A 20,930-nucleotide genomic window follows, 5' to 3' on the forward strand; every position below is an offset into this window, starting at 1 on the left:
GTGATTCAGGGTGAGGATGGGTGGGCACCCGTGCTTTACCTGCTTTGCCGTCTTTACAGCGTTTTTCAGTATGCGCTGGGGCACACCTGCCTGTTGGCCGGCTTTTAAATAGGGCTGAGAGCTCCAGCGACTCATCTACCTTTAGATTCCGCCCTGGCGGACGTGAGCCTTCTGATCGCAAGACGTCGAAAGCGAACCAAAGAAGGCTCACATCTCCGGTAGGCGTGGGATCGTCCGACGGTAAGCATAATTTGCTCCCAAAAACGCCCCGCACAACGTGCGGGATTCTAGATTCCGCTACTGCGGAGCTCTCAGCTGGTCAGGATAATACGAAGCAAAGGGGTCAGGAGCTACAAAAAATTTGCGGCCTTCCCGGCGCAGAAGTCGGATGGTTTTCTGGCCCGCGAGCGTTAGTGCTCCAGACTGGGTAATCCAACCTCGGTTCACGGCGCGCTCTACCGCGCTGAGGATCGTGTCGAGCGAAAGCGGAAGCACTTGCCGAAGCTCTGCAACGCTGCGTCTACCCTGGGAATGAGCAAGCAGGATGATGGTTGCGTTTTTGTGCTGTTCGCTTGCTCGTTTGAAGGTGGGTGATCTCGATATCTCAGGCAGATCAAGACGATTAAGTGCATTACTCATCACATTGGCCATATTGACCTGAGTAGAGTGCCAGAGGTTGTCAGTAACGCGCTTGGGGAAGAGAGGCGCCCATTTTTTCCTGCCCCTGGTTTTCTCCGAGACGAAAATCGCCGGCATGTTGTTCGGCGCTCCGTGCTCAAATGCAAGCAGTGCTGCAGAGTCTTTCCAGCCCAAAGGGGTGCTGCTATGTGCGCCATACGTTTCACACAGCTCGACCATCTCGTCCAGGCCATCGTCAAAGCTATTGAAGAGCGTTGGGCATTCGGTCACCACTCGGACGTTGGGGGCAAATTTGTGACTGCGCACATGCTTGATGCCTTGTTCGGTGCCGGTGTAGGCCATCACCCAGAATGTTACAAACTTCCCTGAGTACCAACTTCTGATTGACGCTACATTCCACATCGCATCGAGCATCCTTCTAGCTCGATCACCGCTCCCGATGAAGTCGGTCAGGATAACGAAGTTCCGAACCTCCGATTCCCTGACCTTTTCCGCTGTAGGCTGAAGCAGGAAGCGCGTTGGGTTGGAGCGACACAGCGTGTTGGCCATGAATGCCACCAAGCCTTCACTACCCACATCTTGAGTTGAGTAGGTCAGTGATTGGACGGCCTGCTTCGCTGCGCCATATGCGCGCAGGTGCTTCTTTTTTGATCTGGGGTTGCGGGTTTTCTTCTGCTTGTAGAAAGGCGGGGGAAGCTTGGCTTTTGTCTTCTGCAGCTCGCGCTCAATGAACAAAGCCGAAGACTTCTTCATTGGCAGCTCTCTTTTTATGAGCTTGGTCAGGCTGTTCTTGAATTCGTTAAGGGGGCAGTAGTTGATTGAGTCCAGCAAAACCTCGGCCAGCTCGCGATCACCAGGCCGCTTATCGAACTGGTTGAGCCACAGCTGAGTTTTTTCCTGTTCCTGAAGAGGGGGCTGCATCATCCTGATCCCTTAAATTGCTGGGTGCGTTGGTTAAGCAGGGTTTTGCGCGCCCTAGCATACGCCAACGGTATTGGACTGGTAGGTGTTAGTCGTTCTGGGGGCAGAAAGAGTTATGTGGTGGCACATTGCAATTTTTGGCAGAGGGCTTAATCTCGGATTTTCTGTGTGCCACGGACAGCCTTTGTGATTGAGAATCTGCTCATACGCGGCGTATCAAGCTATTCGCCTAACGCCCCGACCCTCATCGGCCCTCTCAAGCGTGTGAGCATGCTTTACGGCCAAAATGGCACCGGTAAGAGCACGATTGGCAACTACCTGCAAACGCCAGGCGAGGCGTGCTACCAGCGTTGTAGCATGGCGCCTGCTGACCCCGAACGCGAAATTTTGGTCTACAACCACGCCTTCATGGAGATGAACTTCCACGAAGACGTAGCACAACCTGGGGTGTTTACACTCAACGCCGGCAATATCGAGGCCGAGAATGCTCTGAATGCAGCGCAGGCCGAAATCAAGTTGCTGTCGACCCAGCAAGAGGAGGAGATGGCCAAGGGTAAGGCGAGTAAGGCGGCCCGAGACACTGAGAAGCAGGCATTGAAAGACGGCCTGTGGAAGCTCAAAACACCATTCGATGGCTCACCCTTGGCCTATTGCTTTCAAGGTGTGAACACCAAAGAGCGTCTGCTGGAGAGGATCCAGGCCACCTCTGAAGTGCCGGATACTGTTACCACTACCGAATTGATGGCAGAGGCCACTGAGCTTCAGGCGGCAACGGACGCACAGTTGCCCTCAATTTCGCTTGTCGGTTTCCCAAGCTCCGAGCTTGAGCCCAACCCTATTTTCAGGGAGATCATCACGGGCACCGACAACTCCTACTTGGCAGGTCTCATCCACGCGCTCGGCCATTCGGACTGGGTTCAGCATGCGCTGACATTTCCCCCCATCGATGGCGATTTATGCCCCTTCTGTCAGCAGCCGTTACCGGAAGGTTTTCATGGCGAGATTGCCAAGATCTTCGATAAGACCTACGAGCAGCGCATACGTGACCTAACGAACCTGCAACGCCGTTACGTCGGAGCTGTTGAGCAAACTCTGCAGCGCCTGCGTAGTCCAAGCTATCAGCAACCTTCGTTTCAACTGGCCATCTCAAACCTAACTGCAGCGCTTCAGCGCAACGTTCAGACTATCGAGAAAAAGATAGCCAGCCCGTCGATCGTGGTTGAGCTTGAGTCCAGCGCAGGGTTGGTTGAGTCCTTGAATGAGTGCATTGCAGTCGAGCAGGAAAAAATCGACGCCTTCAACCTCAAGGTCAAAAACAAGCAGGTTCATCTGGCCCAGATCAAGGATCGATTCTGGGGCGTGCTCAGGACTTCAGCTGGTGCTTTGCTGGATCATTACGCTCAAGTAGATCAGGAGCTGGCCGAGGCTCAGCAAAAAGCCAGGGACACCATTGAGGCGCTTCGGGTCAAGGCCAGGGCTGAGCGCGAAATCATCGCCCAGTCCAGGGCAGCCATCACGAATATCGACCAGTCGATTGACAGCATCAACCACTGGTTGCGCGTCCTCGGCCTCAAAGGTTTTGAGTTGACCAAGGAGGAAGGAGATGTTCCTCAATACAGGTTGCAGCGTCCCGAGCAGCGCGCCGGTGTGTTCAAAACGCTGAGTGAGGGCGAGAAAACACTCATCTCGTTTTTGTATTTTCTGGAAGTCTGTAATGGTGAGTTGAACGCGACTGCGGGAAGGTTGATCAGCGACCGCATCATCGTGATCGATGATCCTATTTCAAGCTTGTCCCACAATTACGTGTATGACATTGCCTCCCTGATCAAGCGCCATGTGATCAGCCCTAATACCCGCTTCCAGCAGGTGATCATCCTGACCCACAACCTGTTTTTCTTCCACGAGATGGTCAAGCTCATGAATGAGGACGGAGGACGTGGCCGGGGTAATGGTGGTCAGCAGGAAGGCCAGTTGGCGCTGTTCCGGATCACCAAGTCCGAGTACAGCGCAGTGGTTGCGATGCAGCCAAAGGAGATCCAGAACGACTATCAATCGTTCTGGCAGGCCATCAAGGACGCCTTGAGTGGACGCACCTCGGCCACCGTCATCCCGAACATGATGCGAAATATCCTGGAGTACTACTTCACGTTCGTGCACCGCCAGGACAGGCTCGCAAAGGCGCTCGAAGACCTGAGCGACGAAGACCCCCAGTTCCGCTCGTTGTACCGCTACATCAACCGTGAGTCCCATGCTGATGCCGTAAACATCACCGATTTTGGTGAGATCGACCCGGCGGTGTACGTCGAGCGCTTCCGCCAGGTGTTTGTCAGAACGGAATTTCAGGAGCATTACGACAAGATGATGGGGTAGCGCTCGCTTATCGCTTGAGTCAGGGCAGGGGACGACGTGCGTGGCCGCTTGCAGTGGGCTCCTCAGATCGACGGCTACTCTAGGCACTCATTTGCTGAGAATGCGTCAGAAGTGAATCGTTTTACCCTTTCGCTGGGCTTTCCAGGCTCTGGCTGCGCTGATAGCATTGCGCCTGCAGCTACCACCCAAGGACTCTCCTTCCTGCCTGTCATTCATCTGCTCGCTTTGCACGTGGTGTAAAGGCTATCAGCGGCCCGCTGAGATCAGATGGAGAATACGCCATGAACAATCATGGAAAAGTTGTCCTGGTTCGCCAGTACAACCGGTTCCGGTTCGGGCAGTGGGAGACCGTGTGCATGCACATGCGATCCCTTCCGCGCCGTTAATTTGAACGTACCTCGGTGGTAGCTGCACCTCCCCTCAGTTTTGATTCTCATCTACTCGTTGCCAGGTTGCAGTTACGTCAGTCCACACCTACCGTTGTATGTAGGTGGTGTCGTGGCGGGTTATGGCAGCTGGTTGCATTCCCTAGCGACTTTCGCTCTGCTCCTAACGATGATCAGTCACCGAGCTCCGGCTTCACAATATCGCGGATGTCGTAGAGCTTGAGGCTCACCTCATGAAGCTTGCTGATGAACTCGTCCAACAGTTCATTGGTGACGTCGAAGTATCGCTTTTTCTCGTCCAGTCGACGGTGCAGTATTTGCTGTTTGGCCTCGTCGGTGATGGGGTAGGCATGCACGATGTCTGATCGCCTGGTGTTCAGCGCCTGAAACATATCGGCGGCGACCCTGCCAATGGGCTCCACCGCCGGAAGTGTTTTTTTGGCTTTTTTAAGGCTAGCGCGGAAAGCGTCTAATATGTGGCCGCCGGTTTTCGCTTGAAGCTTCGTACGATCTACGCGCGGATCCATATGGTGTGCTACCTCGGCCATGAAGCTGCTCAGCGAAGCAAAGCCATACAGCGCGACGCCGAGTCGGTAAATGTATCCATCGTCGGCAGGTAGTGCGAGACGGGTGAGTCCTCTGATGCTGTGAATGTTTAGCTCGGTTGTCATGGTCGTACTTCAACTGCCTGTTCAGGTACGGTAGAAGCCGGGTTCAGTGCTGCGAACCCGGACTGTGTTTGCCGGCGGGCGACTTGAGTTATTTGAGCTTGCTGCGCAGCCAGGTCATCACATCGATCAAAAATTTCAGCTTGCGGTAGAAGTTGTCCGCGTCGATCAGGAAACCCAGCTTCTTGCGAAGTTGCGCTATCTCGCTCATCACAGCCTTGTGCGTATCGGTACCAGCCTGGCCTGCGGCAACCATCTCCTGATCAACCTCGCACAGCCGGCGGTGCGAGGCAATATCGACTGCGTGGCGCTCGAAATAGCGGCGGTTGAATACCCGGTGCTTGCCGAGCAAAAACAGGTAGGCCCCCAAGCCTGCCAGAAAGACCTGCAGCGTGCTGATTTCAAGCCCCTGAGCGTTCAGGAGCTCGGTGATCTGTGGCGTTTGCCAGCAGCCGACCGCGAACAACGCAGGCCAAAGGGCAATGGCGAGCAGCGCTTCGTTCGTGTGTGGGAAACGTGTCAGTTGACTGGGGATGAAGCGGAGACGGGTCATAGCAACTCCTGTTGGAAGGCTGTCTTGGCCGAGTGGCCAGGACTCACTCAAGCTTCCTGTTTTGTGCGGAGGCGTTGCAACTCATGTAGTTGCAGTTACTACCACCCTCAATCCTGGCCTCTGCTGAGGAGGCCAAAACTGTCTGATCTGTGCCTACAGGCGCCCGGTCACTACTCACCTGTGTAGCGGTCGCTTCTAGGTTTTGCTGTGTTTTTATACAGGCTACCTGTCAACGACCATTGCGCAGTCTCTCGCGTCACCCTGGTCAGTCAGGAGTGGAGGGGTTGTGTGAGTGAGCCGAAGCGGGGGAGCTCGTTTCGTAAAAGCGGTGAACTATGACGGGCCGTGGCCGGGAGGGGCTTTTGCTCGCTCTTTTGCGCCGATCACCAGAGAATGGTACCCGTCACCGGTGCTCGTTTCTGCCTGAGCACAACACCTATCTGCCAGAGCCAAGTCGAAGCCCTATGCAACCTGATGACCAACTCACTACCTTGACCGTGCTCGATCCCGCCCAGCTCAAGCGCATCGAGTCCTTACACAGAGGTTTCCTATATCAACATCTGTATGGTGTAGGTTGCTTATTCCTGGCGCAGGCTGCGGGCGTTAATGAGGTGCTGGTCGAGCTGGATGAAGACATAGAGCTCACCACCGATTCCACGCGGGTTTATGTGCAGGTCAAAACCCGTTCTCAGCCCCTGATGCCTGGCGACGCTTCAGGTGCATTGGAGCGCTTTGAGCAGATCCGACAGGCGCACGGGCCAGAGGGAAGGGCTGGGAACCCAGAGTTTGTTATCGTTGCGAACCAGCCGCTCGGTAAAACGCTCCAGACCCAGGTGGACGAGAAGAAGCTACCTTCGGATCTGATCTACCTCTATCCCGGATCGACGGCCCCGCGCCCAGATTACCTTCCGCCCGCGTGGGCGACCTTGGAGGAGGCGGCCCAGTGGTGCGTCACCCAGGCTGAAAAGCTGCAATTCTCACTGCTGTCGCCTTCGTCGTTGACCTGGAAAATGGCAGGGTTGGTGATGTTGGCTTCCGCTGCCGGCGATGGCAACGCCAGGCACGTGTTCCGCACTTCCGATTTGCCGGGCTTGTTCGAGCAATTGATCGTCCAACTGCAAGATTTTCCTACGCCACCTGCTTCCTACAAGCCGCAACAAAACGAGCCTGCTCTGGTATCGACGGAGCGGGTGCGGATCATTTGTGGGTTGTCTGGCGCAGGGAAAACGTCTTGGGCAGCCTATGCGGCCCTGCATACCCCCGAACCATGTGCCTACTACGACGTCGGTGACCTCCCAGGGCCCGCGATTGCGAGCTCAATCGTGCGCGAGCTTGCCTCCAAGTACTCCCAAAAAGACCCCGAAGGCATCCGGCAAATTCTCTTGCCGGGTGCTAGCGGCTACGAGGCGATTCGGGCCTTCGACCGATTTTTGGAGCAGACTCAGGCGCCGTTGGTTGTTGTGATCGACAACGCACACCGCGTTCCTGTAGTCCACTTGCGAGACTTGCTGAACGCGACCCGCCACATCCGTTTCACTCTTCTGTGCCAGCCGCATGAGAACGTCCGGGAACTTGAAGCGGTCATGACGTTGCGACGTGAGACGCTTTTCGGATGGGATCTGGATACGGTGGCTCGGGTTGCCAATGACGCCGGGGCGTTCGGCAGTGCTCAGGCATTCGAACAGATTCGGACATACTCTGGCGGGCTGCCGCTGTACGTTGACAGCGCCATTGCTGTTGCACTGTCGGAATATGGCGGAGACATCGAAGCGCTCTGCGTCGATCTCGGCCAGCAAGCGAACGTAGTGGAAACGGCCCAAGAGGTCATCCTGGCTCGCGTTTACGATGGTTTCGATCAGGTTACCCAGAATGCGTTGGCCGTCGTCAGCCTGGCTGATACAGGGCTCACGCATGAGGAAGTTGTCCGTCTGCTATCGGCCACGCTCAAGTTGTCACAGGGCGGCGCAGCTGCGGCCATCAAAAAAATCTTGGCCACAGGGACAGTTGAGGTGTTTGGTGCCAAAACACTTAAAGTCCATGATGCTGTCCGTGCCCTAGGCCTGCGCCATCTGGAGCTCATGGGCACGCCCGTGATCACCGAGGCCTTGGTCACGCTGAAGGAACTGCTGATTCAGAGCCTGGAGAAGCGTCGTGATGTCTCGCGGTTTTCGCTACTCACACGTGTATTCATCAGACTTGACGACGTGATGACCTTGATCGGCCTCGCAGGCGAAGAGTTGTTCCACGAGATGGGGATATCGGTCGATATCACCTCCAGCTTGAAACGGGCGCTCGACGCGGGCGAACTAAATCCACACCAGGCGTTCTGGGCTCTTGATGCGCTAGCGTTCTCTTACATGCGAGAAGGGCGCTTTGACGAGGCCGCTGAACCAGTCGCCATGATGCTGCAGCTCCTGGATGCCCATGGGTTCGAGGCCCGTGAGCAAGTTGGGTGGGCGATGCGAAAAGTGCTGTTGGCATCCGATCAGGGGCGTGAAGACGAGGTTGAACAGGCAGTAGCGTACGCCACACCCAGAATCCCGGACGACGATTTCCGTCGCGTATTCGATTACAACCACGCCGTCGCGCTCTGGAAGTTGAAGCGCAACAAGGTCGCAGAAGCGATGTGCCAGAAAGTCGTCAGTGAGTACTTCGAAATCCTGGGGCTGACACCTAAAGATGTCATGGGCAAAAATTCGGATGTCCTCTGGGAAGTCATCAAGCGACCACCTGACGTCCATGAGCACATCAAACACCTTGCGGATGCTCTGGAAGTGTATGCCAAAGCTCGCGAAGCCCAGGGATTGGAGGCTCCCCTTCAACGTATCCATGCCATGAAGTTCTACGGAATGGTCGAGGGATACGAGTCAATTGTCCGTGTAGGGCAGGATTTGGCCGATGTGTTCGTGGGGGTCAAGGACTTCGTGGGTGCCAAAAAGGTTATGGAGCAGCATGTTCTGCCGGTTGTTAGCCGGGCCGGCCTTATTGGCAGGCTTGTTCAAGTCAGGAGCCAATATGCGGTGATTTTGGCTTGGTATGGTGATCACAAAGGTGCGATCTCCGAAATCAGGCGCCTAGACCCGTATTTCGAAGGGCTGGAGGACTGGCAGCGGCAGGAGCTGGCGGGCCAAACTGCGCTGATTGGTAACATCATCAGCGAAAGCAGGCGTGTGGCGTTCCGTTCTCAAATGGGTACAGTAGGCCGCAATGAGCCTTGCCCATGTGAGTCAGGGCGGAAGTTCAAAAAATGCCACGGCGCATAAACCTGGGCCGGAGTGATACGTCCCTGAGCTGCCCGTTCAAATTTCTTGCCAGTGTCTTGGCCACTAGCAAGGCCGGGCATCACCGAGCCGGTGGTGCCTCTTGAGGGTGTAAACGTGAAAAAAGGCGATCCTAAACTATGCGAAGCCGCAATCCGAGTTTTCGGTGATGAGTCGCTGGCCGAGCATTGGCTGACCACTCCGTTGCTTGCATTGGCCGACAAAAGCCCGGTTGATGCAGATACTGAGGATGCACTGGAACTACTCGCGCGATTGGAGCATGGCTTTTGTGCCTAACGTAGCTAGCCTCCGGGTTCGGAAGATCCTGCCCAAGTCTTCGGCCAGGTGATTCACGACCTGTCGAGTACGGAATTCTTCAGGTTGAGGCCTGGGTAGGGGGCTTTGCTTCGAGGTTTTATTTGCTGGATGTGCAACTCCATCCACCTGACATGAAGGCTTTACGGGATGGCGACCGTTGGAAAACCGCAGTAGGTGCCCCCTGAAGAACTGCCTGCTATGTCCGTTACCGCGCGTACCATCTGTTAGCAACGGACATAGCTTCCTCACATGTCAACGCTTGAAGCTAAACGAGATCATCCAGCACCAGCGCATCCCCGTTAGGGACAATGGCTTTATCGCAGAGGCTGCGGGTGGGCTCACGCATGAATTGTCAGCGTCCGGCGAACACACTTTCCGAAGTCCAGCTTTAAGTGCGAGGGTGTCCGCGTATTTGGCAAGCTGCCGTAACCATCGAAAGACGCACCATTTAGAAATGGGTGTGAGGATCGACGCCTGATAGGCCAAGATACTCGCACGTGGGGCTTTGGCTCACGAGGGTCGACCTGAAGGGCTCGTAATCAAAGCAAGGGTTTGTCGAACAGTGCCAGCTTTAGCTCACTGGCATCTCATTTCGTTCAGAACCTAAAACGCTTCGTGCCTTGACGCATCGGGCGAGAGTTTTTGTGCTGAGGCTGAGTGCTTCCACTGCCTGCATCCGGGACGTAAAATGCAGTCGGTACTCCATACTCACGGAATGGTTTAGGCGATGGAAAGCGAACTTCTGGACGAATACGAGGCAGCTGCCATGGTCGGGATGTCGCCGAAATTGCTGCGGTACTTTTCGTCCTACGCAGCTAAGAAAGGTGATCCTCGGAAGCTGGTGGTTGCGAAGAAAGTTAGCAACACCTTGTATTTTGAGGCCGACGAGCTTATTGCCTACGATAACTGGCTCAAGCAACCGTGGCCGGCTGATAAAGGTAAGCGACCTCATCTGCCCAATTCTATACGGTCTGAAATTAAGCAAGAAGCTAATCTTGAGTGCGCGCTCTGCAAAGCGTCCGGACAAGCGGGTGAGGCGGCTCACATCCGAGACGTGGCAATTAGCAAAAATAATCACCCTCACAATCTGATTTGGCTGTGCGCCAACCACCACACGAAGTTGGATAACGGTAGCTTCGGCCCAAAGGGGGCTGACAACAGCGATATTCGGTCTGTTAAAAAGGCCTTGCAGTATTTCAGCAGGCATGCGTGGCTTGGGCAAGCGCAGATTAGCAAGCAGATTGCGGCGACCTTATCTCTTTGCGAGACCATTCAACAGCAAATCCGTGTCACGCAGTCCTCTGCTGCCCTTCGGGCGATCGAAGACTTGGGGGGGCGAGTGTTGGATCTCCTGCCAAAACTGGCCTCTTACTCTGATGTGGAAGAGGTAAGCGACACTCTCCGAAAACTCACCAAGAAGATTGCGCCTGGTAAAAAGGCTAAAGCCAAGAGCATTGCTCAGCGTCTGGTGGACGCAGTTTCTTTCGAGGATGAGTTTTTAGAGAAGAGTGGCCTGAAGCGCTGTCCGCTTTGTGAGGGAGCCAAGGCTTACAACGGGGACGACTGTCCGGTTTGCCACGCGGACGGCGCGATTGATGAGGGCGTATACCCCGATCTTGCCGATTTCGAATTGATCACCTGCCAATTATGCGACGGACGTGGGGTTCATGAAGGTGACGACTGCCCGGTTTGTCGCGGTGAAGGCGAGCTTGAACGTCGCTTTTCAGATATGACGGAGTTCAAAGACTTCGACGCAGTTGATTGTCCGCTATGCAAAGGTCGTGGGAATTGGAAGGGTGATGACTGTCGTGAGTGTCATGGGGAGAGAAAGCTTTCTAGGTGGCAAGCTGGCCAAGTAGATGTCAGATCCTATAAGGATGTTAAATGCCCCTTGTGTAAAGGCAAGGGCTTATTTAATGGGAATGATTGCCCAGTGTGCAAGGGGGAGTGCACGCTGTTGGCAAAAGACGCAGCCAATGTTGATTTGTCTGAATTTGATGTCTGCAAGTGCCGTCTCTGTGAGGGAAGCTCGACTTACAATGGTGAAGATTGCCCAGCTTGCGGGGGGTATGGCGAGATGACTAAAGCGCAGTCGGACGCTACCGATTTCGCGAGCTTTGAAGTGATTAAATGCCCAAAATGCAAAGGAAAAGGGCATTTAAACGGGGATGATTGTCGTAGCTGTGGAGGGTACGGGGAAACTCAGCGCCGCTTTGTCGATAGATCTGACGATTACTATTGAGTTAACCAGGCCAGCTGCTAGCAGACCGGTTGGCCTTGAAGCACCCTCGCTTGTAGTTGATAGGTTGTCTTCCTCTCTATTGGCTAGAATTAGTCAGTGTGTCTCGAATGGAGCGCGATCGCTTTCGCGCCATGCGATGGCTGATCACTCCCGTACGTGCATTAGGCGGGAAAAGCCCGGTTGATACAGATTTCAAAGCGGCCTAGGATCTGCTCGCGTGGGTGGGTCTGGCTTTTGCCTAGTCAGGCGCGCTCCGTATCTGGCAGATTCTGTGCGACTGGCTGTCCTAGTCACCATTGACCAGCAGAGCCCGGAGCAAGGGTCAGGCTGCCTTGAAATCACGATCCATGGCTGCATCCAGCTTCTCATCGAGCTCAATGTATTGGTCTTTGGTGAGCTTGCCTTTTTTGAAGTCGTCACGCAGTCGCTTGCGGCGCCTCTCATAGTTCTCATAGGTTCGGGCAGCTTCGGCGTTTTGAATGATCTGCTGGTACTTCGATTTCTGTTTGAATGCAGAGTCGACGTAGTCCAACAAGCTCTCCAGCGTGGCGTGCCCGCTCTTAGCCATCGCACGTTCAGCGAGCATCTTGTTGGTCATCAACGTCTGCCTGAACGAATCTGGACTCAGTGCCTGAGTTGCCGCAATGAGCTGGGAGACAATGTTGGTGCAGAAGGAGTGTCGGAACAAATGTGCACACGCTTGCTCATCGATGCCGGCTGACCTGCGAATCTTTGAAAACTCCGTTGTAATGCTGTCGATGCCTAAAGGGCGACCTCCGCGCTCAGTGACGAATAAGTACCCGTGGTCTGGAATACCTTTGTGTTTCTTCATGATTGTACGTCTGGGGCCGCGAATGTAATCCATGAGCTCATCGATAAGGGGAGGGCTCAGCTCAAGCTCTCTTGTGATCCCCATGCCTCCGCGTTTTAGCGTATTGACGATAAGGGTTGGAGATTTCACTTTGCTGGCGGCAATGACCTCGGCCACCATGATGGGCTGGGTTTCAGCTCTTCGAGTTCCCATTTCTTCGAATAGAGAGATCATCAGGTGCCGGCGGGTACTCAAAAACTCAGACGATGAGTGAGCGTCAATCGCATCCCTCAATTTCTCGATGGTCGCCTCACCGATCGGCTTACGAGTCTTCTTCGCAGAAGGTGTCCTGAACGACCTATGGTGGACGCTTGAGCGTTTGAAGGCTTTACCATTCCGATAATAAATGGAGTCCACCATGACAATAGAAATGGTGCCATTGATCCCCACGAAGTTATGCAGGCCATTCATTTCAGCGACATGGGCAAGGAAGTGAAGGCACCGTCTGCCAATGCCTGTGATGGTACGCTCATTCCGTTTTTGCTGTTTAGGATTATCAAGCTTCGTCTCTTGGCGGAGCCCATCGATGAATTCGCAGAAGTCGTCATCCGACAGGGCGATGAAGCTCAGCTTGTTGTAGTAGCAGAAGCGGATCAGGTGGCTGATCTGTCCAGCGTACTGTCCAAATGATCCGCCTTTAGTGCCATGTCTCGATGGGCCATTCCCGCCCCTGCCAGACTGCATCCGGAGCTTGATCATATAAGCGTTAGCCTGCAGGCAAGGCGAGCCGTCAGGCCAGGACATGAACGGCATCATGCTGCCATCAAGCTGATGCAGCTCGCCGTGAGTCAGATAATCGTAGAGCCGCAGCTTCGGAATCGGAGTGAAAAGCTGGCCCGACTCGGGATATTTAACGGTTCGCTTTGTCATTTGGCACCAGCTTCAGGTGTTTTTCCATTGAGAGAACGGAGATGTCGTCAAATGGGGCAGGGTTCATCCCCAGAATTTTGATGATCCGATTGATCGCGTCATTGATTCGCTTCTGCCGTAACCCAGTGTTGGGGGTGTCTGCAATAGTGATGAGGTCTCTACGGTTAACCTCCAAAGCCTGTATCAGCACCATATTGACTGCGTGGAGCGAGGAAACGGAGGCTTTGAGATCTTCGACCTGACTCTCCATGGCGCTTCGCGATCGCTTTTTCGGCTCGGGCGGCTCCTCACTGAACTTGGCAATGGCGGCCAGGGCATGGATTCGTAGTTTGTCTAAATAGGCGAAGTCGCGATCAGGGCTATTACCCGCCAGCTTTTTCTTGAGCGTATTCAGGCTGATTGGCTGAATTTTCACTTGTTCGTCCCGGATCCAGAACTCCATCTGCAGCGCGCACAGATAGCCCTGGCTCTTGAGGGCATGAAGCACCTGTTCGTTCTCGGCATAGGTGCCAGGCTCGCGACTGATTTCATGCAATAGTCGGAAGATTCCGTCAATCGATTGTTCGATCTGCTCGCGTTTGGTCGTTGTGCTCATTGGCGTTCTCCCGATATTTCAGCTGACGATGAAGAGGACTTTCATGGCTTTGCCATTTTCATCGTTGTAGAAGTGCGGCTCGATCCGAGCTTTCCCTTCCTCCAGCATGCCTTCGAGATACGATTCGATCGCCTGCTCATCGACCAAATGGAAGGAAGTGGTACCAAATTTTGCAGCCAGCAAGTCCTTTAGGTTTTGGTAGTTTTCCAGGCGATCTTTTTTTGCTTGATCAGCGAAATACCGGGCGCCAGCCCCCCGAATGTCTGAAGGATCCAGGCACTCTGTCAGGTAGTGCCACACGTGTTCAATGTCACGATGCCCAAGCATCCAGCGCAGCGTGTCAAGTTCGCCGAAGCTGTTGGTGTAAAAGAACATGATGGCGAAGAAGCGCCGCAACTGATGCTGACGGACGTAGTAACGCTGGCCAGCATCATTCAGATCGCTTTCGAAGTAGTCGCAAGCAAAATCCAGGTGCCGGTTGTAGAGATGCGTTGAACACTCTTGCAGGCCTGCATAACCCAACGAAGAGGGGGTGGCATACAGGTCACCGAGGTCATCGATGATCCCCGGCAGCTTAAGCAGCTTCTGGAAGCGACGAAGCTCTTCAATCATTTCAACTGCGATGGCATCGATAGGGCGAGACTCACGCTGTCGTAACCCAAGCGCTTGGCGGGTTGACTTTGCCACGCCGAAGATAAGCCAAGATTTACTACCGTCGAGGCAGCCACGCGCTTTGAGCGTCACCAGCTCGTCGACCCGCCGTGCCATAAGCATACCGACGGTCATTTGGATGCATCCCAGGTACACGTAAACCAGCTCGATCAAGCCGTGGTTTGCACGCAGATCCTTGAAGTATTTCTCGCGGCTGCCTTTTCGTGGGAGTCTGTTTTTCGTTCTGCGGTTGCTTGAAAGGCCCAGCTTTTTAACGCCAAGGCTGACGAGTTCCTGGCCAATGACGTTCAGAAATTCAGCTTCTGGGAGCTGGGTCATCGACAGACCTTTTGCCTTGCAGTAGGCAGCGACCCTAACGAAGCCGTTCAAGATCATCCTGCCCTTCTCGACATGAAACTCCATGCTTCGGCGGAACAGCTTGAGTAGGTTGGCCGACGGAACGCTTCTGAAGCGTTTGGACTCGTTCACATCGGGCACATACTCTTTGATGGTTTCGATATCGGATGGGGAGGGGAGCCCCAATGCCCCCAAGGCAGCACTGCCAATCAGGGTGTAGCGGTAGTAGAAATAGATGGTGTCCTGCAGCCTCTCGGACTCGCCTGTCGTGACCCTTACGCCTGGAAACTCGCGGCGGTAGCTCCTCTCATGGGGATAAAAAGTGAGTGCGTGAAGGGCAGACTTCTGGGTCTGACAGCCTCGTAGCGTGTCGCTGTAGATCAGCTCCGACAGTTGTTTTGTGCTGATCCGGAATCCATGGTTCCGATTGCCGTAATACACACCCGCTTTCATCAGTGCAGCGCGTACCCTCGGAATCTCCGATGCTTCCATGCCGAGCAAGAAGTCCTCTAGCTCGTCATCGCTGACCTCCAACATGCTTGGGTATTTCTTGAATAGCGCCTGTTCTTCCGAAGGAGTCAGTTTGCTGAGCTCTGATGCGCTAAATGCCGTTACTCGATCTTTCCAGGCATACACGGAGTCCTCGGATCTGGCCTCTTTGGCTAGGTGATTCAGCATGCCCTTCAAGTGGTCACCATTGAGATATCCCAAGCCGAATTCCACCAATCCATAGCTCTCGGCATGGATCAACAGATAGTCGATGAGCTTTAATGTGTAAGTGACCCTCATGTGCTTGCTGCTGGGAGCCAGCGTCGCAAACTCTTCGTTCATCCCGTTGCCGCCGATGATGAGTAAATGCTTGAGCGAGCGCAGCAGCACGTGGTTCTTCGCGTCAGTCAGCAAGCTTCCATCCCAGAGCTGAACACCCCAGTCGAGATAGAAGGGCACCTTCTGCTGGGTCTGCATTTCCCAAGCATTTTCACTGAAATCATTAAGGAGCCATGGAGCGGTGGTATGCGCCGAGTCGTTTTCTTGGCCAAACGTCTCCAGGAAGTCATACCTGGATTTGACCGCCTTAAGCTTGCGCATAGATCAGCGCCTCCATTTTCTTCGCATCCACCATTTCAAGTGCGGTAGCCAGGTGTTTCTTCAGCGCCCGCTTTGTCCCGGTCGTGATTTCCGTTTTGATCTTCTCCGCAAAGGATGCCCAGTATTCGGCTTTGCCGCACACCCGGGCCCTGTCAGGGGATGCCAGCACTGCTGCCTCCAGTGACAACAGTGAGGCCAGGAACGGAACGCCAATCGAAAGCACAGCTTCGCTGCTATCGACTTCTTCGCGTTGCGCTTTGCGTTCGGGGTCGGACGCCTCAGACGGGATCTCCTTGATGCGGTGGTTTTCAAGGAAGGCGTCCAATTCATCGATGCTGGTGAATTTGGTTGCTCTAAGCAGATGAGGGCTCTCTTCCATTGCTACGCAGACGAGGGCCTTCTGAAAGATCCGGATCCAGCGAGCTTTGATGAACGCCAGGATCGCGTCAGGTAGGTAGTGGCTGAGCAGATCCGGGTAATAGTGCTCATGACCCAAGGCATCGGACATCTTTTCTGAGCTCTTGCTCTGAATGAAAATTTCCACTGCTCTGGAAGGCCTGATTTTCGTCAGACGAACCCGCTTGATGAACTCGACGAGTTCGTCATCAGGAAGTTCACTGTGCGGCCTGAATTCCCTGAGCAACCGTTCGCGCAGGGTGCGGTTGTTGATGAACGAGTTGTCATTCCAGAGAGTCGGTTTTGCTAGTTGAAAGGGCTTGATGGCCTTCCCGGATGTGATGAAGAGGTAGCGCCAATCGTCGTTTTTCTCCGCCTTCAGCGTGCGACGGCCCAAACTGGTGATCGCGATGATGTCTTTGACGATGGCAAACGACTGGTCGTTGAGCTCAATGACCTGCTCCCGTACTTCTGGCTGTTTGCGGTCTTTGTATCCAGTGAGCAGCCGTTTCTCCTCGTCGAATCCGACCAACTGACCGTCTTGGTCATACAGTTCGAAACTTTTCAAGAACTCAGATGTGATTTCGGGGTGCTCAAGCACAAGCAGGCACTGGAAAGGGAATAAGCTTCCCGCTACCGCAAATCCTAAAGCGTTGGCAAGTTCCGTCGCGCTGCACTTCGAACTGGTCACGTTCTGATATACCTTGCAGAGAAACGCAGTGGGGACATTTGAATTAACGTCTTCTAGAGTTGCGCAGACATCAGCCACTGTATAGGTGTTGTACAGACCCTTGCCTTCGTATTCTTTAATCGGAGTGCCTTTTTTCGCTTGCTCAACTCGCAACATATACCGAGACTTGAGGTCAGCCGCTTGCGCCATCGCCCAGCTGCGAACCGTAGCGACATCCCTTTTGATGTGAAAAAAGAGAATTTCGATGGCTTCAGCATCGGTCACGTGCAAGGGGATGTTTGTGAGCAACTTCTCTTGAACGAGCGTGCCTTCTTCGTCTTCGACGACTTTAGTTTCTGATCCATGCTTCGTATCGGGTGGCGGGCGTCGAATTGGAGAGCTGATGCTTGCCCAGATAGTCGGCTTGCAGAGGCATTGCTCTACAGAGTTGAGGAATCGGTTCCAGTTTTTGATCTGAGACTGAGCGTCCAGCTCGGCTTCCTTGGCATAGTTAAAATAGGAAATGGAGAACTCCTGCATGAAATGCTTAAGCCCCGCCTCCGTTTTGAGCCGGCTCAGTGGCCAGGAGCGGTGGTGCCTGGCAAGGTAGTCAAACATGACGTTCCATTCGCTGCGGAATCTACCCGTACGATTCCGAAAATACTGCTGCAGCTCGTTGTAAACGTCCTGTACAAAAGTCCGGCCATAGGGGACGACCAGCTGGGCTAGGCGCAGGTATACGGCTGCCTGTCGTGGCTGTTGGATGTCCCAGCCTTTCCAGTACCACTCGTGAAATTTGCTCGTGCGTGCTCGGATTGCAGTGCATACCGCTGGGTCTGGTTTGAAATTCCGGAAGTCCCATTCCAATGGGTGGTGGTCTGGGTATGTTGCTCTGGCTTCATTCAGCACCTTATAGAGGGTGCGACAGAACTTGATGGACTCTGTGTCCGGCAGGACGATGAGTGCCTGTCCGGCCATTGCGGTAGTAAAGCCTTCGAGGATTTCCTGGATTTCGGGGCAGCGGAGCGTGTCCATTGTGACGCGATGGCCCATCACATCGCAGTACGCTTCCAGCGCCATCAGTTGAGGCCTGATGACGAAGCTTTTGAGATTGAGCGACTGACGTAACGACTCGGCAGATTGGAGGATCAGGTCTCCAACCTCGCCATCAATGGCGGTGAGAGGATGTTGGCGGATGGCTGAGGTGTTTTTGATAATTGTCATTTTTTATAGTGGTGGTAATCTTGTCTGTAAGCCGTATTCTGTGGGCCTTTGTAGCATAATGACATGACCTGCTAAGTAGTCAAATTCAAGAGCTGGGTTTCGAACTGAACCTGGGCTTCAAAGAAGACCTGTCCGAAGAAGCCATTGACGCTTTCCTCGAAGCATTCATCAAAGAAGCCATGGAAGCCAACGGTCTGGGCTATGTCGGCGGCGACGACTTCGGTCTGGTTTGCCTGCAGAAGCGTGGTTCGGTCTCCGAAGAGCAGCGCGCTGCTGTTGAAGCCTGGCTGAAAACCCGCTCCGAGCTGACTTCTACTGAAATCAGCCCGCTGCTGGACGTTTGGTATCCGGAAAAGCCGATCAACGCGGCCAAGTGATACTGAAAAAAACGGCGACCTGAGGGTCGCCGTTTTTTTATGCCTGCTTTTTACTCAAGCCTTGCGCCAGTTGAGGATCAGCAAGGTCAGCACCCCCGCGACAATCCCCCAGAACGCCGAACCGATGGAAAACAGCGTCAGCCCCGACGCCGTGACCATGAAGGTGATCAGCGCCGCTTCCCGTTCCTTCACCTCGGTCATGGCGATGCTCAAGCCGTTGATGATCGAGCCGAAAAGCGCCAGTGCGGCAATCGACAGCACCAGCTCCTTCGGCAGCGCGGCGAACAGTGCCGCCAGCGTGGCGCCGAACACCCCGGCAATCCCGTAGAAAATCCCGCACCACACCGCAGCGGTGTAGCGTTTGTTGCGATCCTCATGGGCATGCGGCCCGGTGCAGATCGCCGCGCTGATCGCTGCGAGGTTGATGCCGTGGGAACCAAACGGCGCCAGCAGCAGCGACGCGATGCCGGTAGAGGTGATCAGCGGCGAGGCCGGGACGTTGTAGCCGTCGGCGCGTAGCACGGCGATGCCGGGCATGTTCTGCGAGGTCATCGCTACCACAAACAGCGGAATGCCGATGCTGATGGTTGCGGCCAGGGAAAAGTGCGGCGTGGTCCAGACCGGCGTCGCCACTTCAAGGTGAAAACCGCTGAAGTCCAGCAAACCCATGAAACCCGAAAGTGCGGTGCCGATCAGCAGCGCAGCGAGCACCGCATAGCGTGGCGACAGGCGTTTGACGATGAGATAAGTGAAGAACATCCCCAGCACCAGACCGGTGCGGTGTTGCGCGGCGACGAAGATTTCGCTGCCGATCTTGAAAAGAATCCCCGCCAGCAGCGCGGCGGCGAGGGAGGCCGGGATCTTTTTCACCAGCCGTTCGAAGCTGCCGGTCAGGCCGCAAATGGTCACCAGCACCGCGCAGGTGATGTAGGCGCCAATCGCTTCGCCGTAGGTAACGCCGCCGAGGCTGGTGATCAACAGCGCCGCGCCGGGTGTCGACCAGGCGATGGTAATCGGCGTGCGATAACGCAGCGACAGGCCGATCGAACACACCGCCATGCCGATGGAGATCGCCCAGATCCACGACGAAATCTGCCCGCTGGTCAGCCCCGCTGCTTGCCCGGCCTGGAACATCAGCACCAGCGAACTGGTGTAGCCGGTCATCATCGCGATGAACCCGGCGACGATGGCGGAGGGCGATGTGTCCGCCAGCGGGCGCAGTCGGGTGTGGGTAATTTCGTTCATGACAGCGGCGTTCCTTGTACCAATGAAGATATTTGCTGCTACGCGAAACCCTTGTGGGAGCGAGCTTGCTCGCGATGGCGGCGGAACAGTCGACATTGGAGTTGAATGTCCAACCGCTATCGCGAGCAAGCTCGCTCCCACAGGGATCGCGGATTCTGCGATCAAGCCTAAACTCAAACGTAACGGAGCGTTGCAATACAGCCAAAGCCACAAACAGCCGTACAGTCGTGTTGCCACCTTCCATTGTGTACAATCGCGCTGTTTTTTACGCGATACTTGCCAGCGACCCACTGTGCCGTATTACAGTCACGGTCAATTCGCCGCAGTTCTTCCCGACTCGAGTGCCCATGAACGAACAGTTGCAACCCCTCAAGAAACAACCGCGAGCAGGCAAAGCCGGCCGCAGCGGAACCCAGGACGATATTGTCTATGCGCATATCTTCGAGGCTATCCTCGAACAGCGCCTGGCGCCCGGCACAAAGTTGAGCGAAGAAGCGCTGGGGGAAATTTTCGGGGTCAGCCGCACCATCATTCGCCGCGCACTCTCGCGTCTGGCCCATGAAGGCGTGGTGCTGTTGCGGCCGAACCGTGGCGCGGTCGTCGCCAGCCCGAGCGTTGAAGAGGCGCGTCAGGTGTTCCTCGCCCGACGTCTGGTGGAGCGCGCGATCACCGAGCTGGCGGTGCAGCACGCCACCGCCGAGCAGATCGCCGAACTGCGCCAGATGGTCAACGACGAACGCGACAGCTTCTCCCGTGGCGATCGCGGTGCCGGCATCCGCCTCTCGGGCGAATTCCACCTGAAACTGGCCGAAGCGGCGAAGAACGCGCCGTTGATCAGCTTCCAGCGCAGCCTGGTTTCGCAGACGTCGCTGATCATCGCCCAATATGAAAGCGGCAACCGCTCGCACTGTTCCTACGACGAGCACACCCAGTTGATCGACGCCATCGAAGCGCGCAACGGCGAGCTGGCAGTGGATTTGATGATGCATCACATGGATCACATCGACAGCAAGCTCAACCTCGATGAGGAAAGCGCGTCCGACGATCTGCATGCGGTGTTCTCGCACCTGTTGCAGACCAAGAAGCCGGGGCGGCCGGCGGTCAAGCTCTGAGTCAGACCGCGTCGACCCCAATCGCTGGCTTGCCAGCGATAGCAATCTGACAAGCAATAAAAATCCCCCGGACTGCAAAGTACCGGGGGATTTTTTTGTCTGCGGAAAACTAGCGT

At 55.0% G+C, this 20,930-nt stretch carries 15 protein-coding genes; 7 read left to right on the forward strand and 8 right to left on the reverse strand.

Features of this window, described 5'->3' with window-relative positions; translation table 11 throughout:
• Positions 1 to 297 precede the first annotated feature (297 nt).
• Positions 298 to 1,560, reverse strand: a complete 1,263-nt coding sequence (locus ABTV87_RS09290; RefSeq protein WP_433899303.1) for a phosphoribosyltransferase-like protein — start codon at positions 1,558 to 1,560, stop codon at positions 298 to 300.
• A gap of 186 nt (positions 1,561 to 1,746) precedes the next feature.
• Here ABTV87_RS09290 and ABTV87_RS09295 point away from each other — a divergent pair, with 186 nt between their 5' ends.
• A complete protein-coding gene (locus ABTV87_RS09295) occupies positions 1,747 to 3,930 on the forward strand; it encodes an AAA family ATPase (protein ID WP_433899304.1) in 2,184 nt (727 codons plus the stop codon).
• 559 nt (positions 3,931 to 4,489) lie between these two features.
• On the opposite strand, the gene ABTV87_RS09300 is transcribed toward ABTV87_RS09295, so the two are convergent.
• Complete coding sequence (locus ABTV87_RS09300) at positions 4,490 to 4,987, reverse strand: hypothetical protein (RefSeq protein WP_433899305.1); 498 nt, start codon at positions 4,985 to 4,987, stop codon at positions 4,490 to 4,492.
• An 88-nt stretch (positions 4,988 to 5,075) separates the two neighbouring features.
• On the reverse strand, positions 5,076 to 5,537 hold the full coding sequence (locus ABTV87_RS09305; protein WP_433899306.1) for a hypothetical protein: 462 nt from the start codon (positions 5,535 to 5,537) through the stop codon (positions 5,076 to 5,078).
• Between the two features lie 464 nt (positions 5,538 to 6,001).
• Here ABTV87_RS09305 and ABTV87_RS09310 point away from each other — a divergent pair, with 464 nt between their 5' ends.
• The 4 genes from ABTV87_RS09310 to ABTV87_RS09325 all read left to right on the forward strand — a co-directional run bounded on the left by ABTV87_RS09310 (position 6,002) and on the right by ABTV87_RS09325 (position 11,563).
• Positions 6,002 to 8,800 carry an SEC-C metal-binding domain-containing protein gene (locus ABTV87_RS09310; protein ID WP_433899307.1) on the forward strand — a complete coding sequence of 933 codons (2,799 nt, stop codon included), beginning with the start codon at positions 6,002 to 6,004 and terminating at the stop codon, positions 8,798 to 8,800.
• A 114-nt stretch (positions 8,801 to 8,914) separates the two neighbouring features.
• Entirely contained in the window at positions 8,915 to 9,094 is a 180-nt protein-coding gene (locus ABTV87_RS09315) for an antitoxin Xre/MbcA/ParS toxin-binding domain-containing protein (protein ID WP_433899308.1), read from the forward strand.
• A 748-nt stretch (positions 9,095 to 9,842) separates the two neighbouring features.
• Positions 9,843 to 11,357 carry a zinc finger domain-containing protein gene (locus ABTV87_RS09320; protein WP_433899309.1) on the forward strand — a complete coding sequence of 505 codons (1,515 nt, stop codon included), beginning with the start codon at positions 9,843 to 9,845 and terminating at the stop codon, positions 11,355 to 11,357.
• Positions 11,358 to 11,488: 131 nt separating this feature from the next.
• Positions 11,489 to 11,563: a hypothetical protein gene (locus tag ABTV87_RS09325; protein ID WP_433899842.1), complete on the forward strand. Its 75-nt coding sequence runs from the start codon at positions 11,489 to 11,491 to the stop codon at positions 11,561 to 11,563.
• Between the two features lie 116 nt (positions 11,564 to 11,679).
• On the opposite strand, the gene ABTV87_RS09330 is transcribed toward ABTV87_RS09325, so the two are convergent.
• The 4 genes from ABTV87_RS09330 to ABTV87_RS09345 are packed head-to-tail and all read right to left on the reverse strand — an operon-like array spanning position 11,680 to position 18,080.
• Positions 11,680 to 13,098: a tyrosine-type recombinase/integrase gene (locus tag ABTV87_RS09330; protein WP_433899310.1), complete on the reverse strand. Its 1,419-nt coding sequence runs from the start codon at positions 13,096 to 13,098 to the stop codon at positions 11,680 to 11,682.
• On the reverse strand, positions 13,079 to 13,693 hold the full coding sequence (locus tag ABTV87_RS09335) for a hypothetical protein (protein WP_433899311.1): 615 nt from the start codon (positions 13,691 to 13,693) through the stop codon (positions 13,079 to 13,081). The genes ABTV87_RS09330 and ABTV87_RS09335 overlap by 20 nt, the downstream gene beginning before the upstream one ends.
• Positions 13,694 to 13,711: 18 nt before the next feature.
• A complete protein-coding gene (locus ABTV87_RS09340; RefSeq protein WP_433899312.1) occupies positions 13,712 to 15,790 on the reverse strand; it encodes an integrase in 2,079 nt (692 codons plus the stop codon).
• Complete coding sequence (locus ABTV87_RS09345) at positions 15,777 to 18,080, reverse strand: hypothetical protein (protein ID WP_433899313.1); 2,304 nt, start codon at positions 18,078 to 18,080, stop codon at positions 15,777 to 15,779. Before ABTV87_RS09345 ends, ABTV87_RS09340 begins: the two co-directional genes overlap by 14 nt.
• A gap of 68 nt (positions 18,081 to 18,148) precedes the next feature.
• Between ABTV87_RS09345 and ABTV87_RS09350 the strand changes: the two genes are divergently transcribed.
• Positions 18,149 to 18,457, forward strand: a complete 309-nt coding sequence (locus ABTV87_RS09350) for a 50S ribosome-binding protein YggL (protein WP_433899843.1) — start codon at positions 18,149 to 18,151, stop codon at positions 18,455 to 18,457.
• Positions 18,458 to 18,511: 54 nt separating this feature from the next.
• On the opposite strand, the gene ABTV87_RS09355 is transcribed toward ABTV87_RS09350, so the two are convergent.
• On the reverse strand, positions 18,512 to 19,702 hold the full coding sequence (locus tag ABTV87_RS09355; protein WP_207985526.1) for a benzoate/H(+) symporter BenE family transporter: 1,191 nt from the start codon (positions 19,700 to 19,702) through the stop codon (positions 18,512 to 18,514).
• Between the two features lie 347 nt (positions 19,703 to 20,049).
• Between ABTV87_RS09355 and ABTV87_RS09360 the strand changes: the two genes are divergently transcribed.
• Positions 20,050 to 20,814, forward strand: a complete 765-nt coding sequence (locus ABTV87_RS09360) for a GntR family transcriptional regulator (RefSeq protein ID WP_007952027.1) — start codon at positions 20,050 to 20,052, stop codon at positions 20,812 to 20,814.
• The last annotated feature ends 116 nt before the right edge of the window (positions 20,815 to 20,930 follow it).

Source organism: Pseudomonas sp. PSE1(2024) (genome assembly GCF_050990555.1).
Lineage (GTDB): Bacteria > Pseudomonadota > Gammaproteobacteria > Pseudomonadales > Pseudomonadaceae > Aquipseudomonas > Aquipseudomonas aphyarum.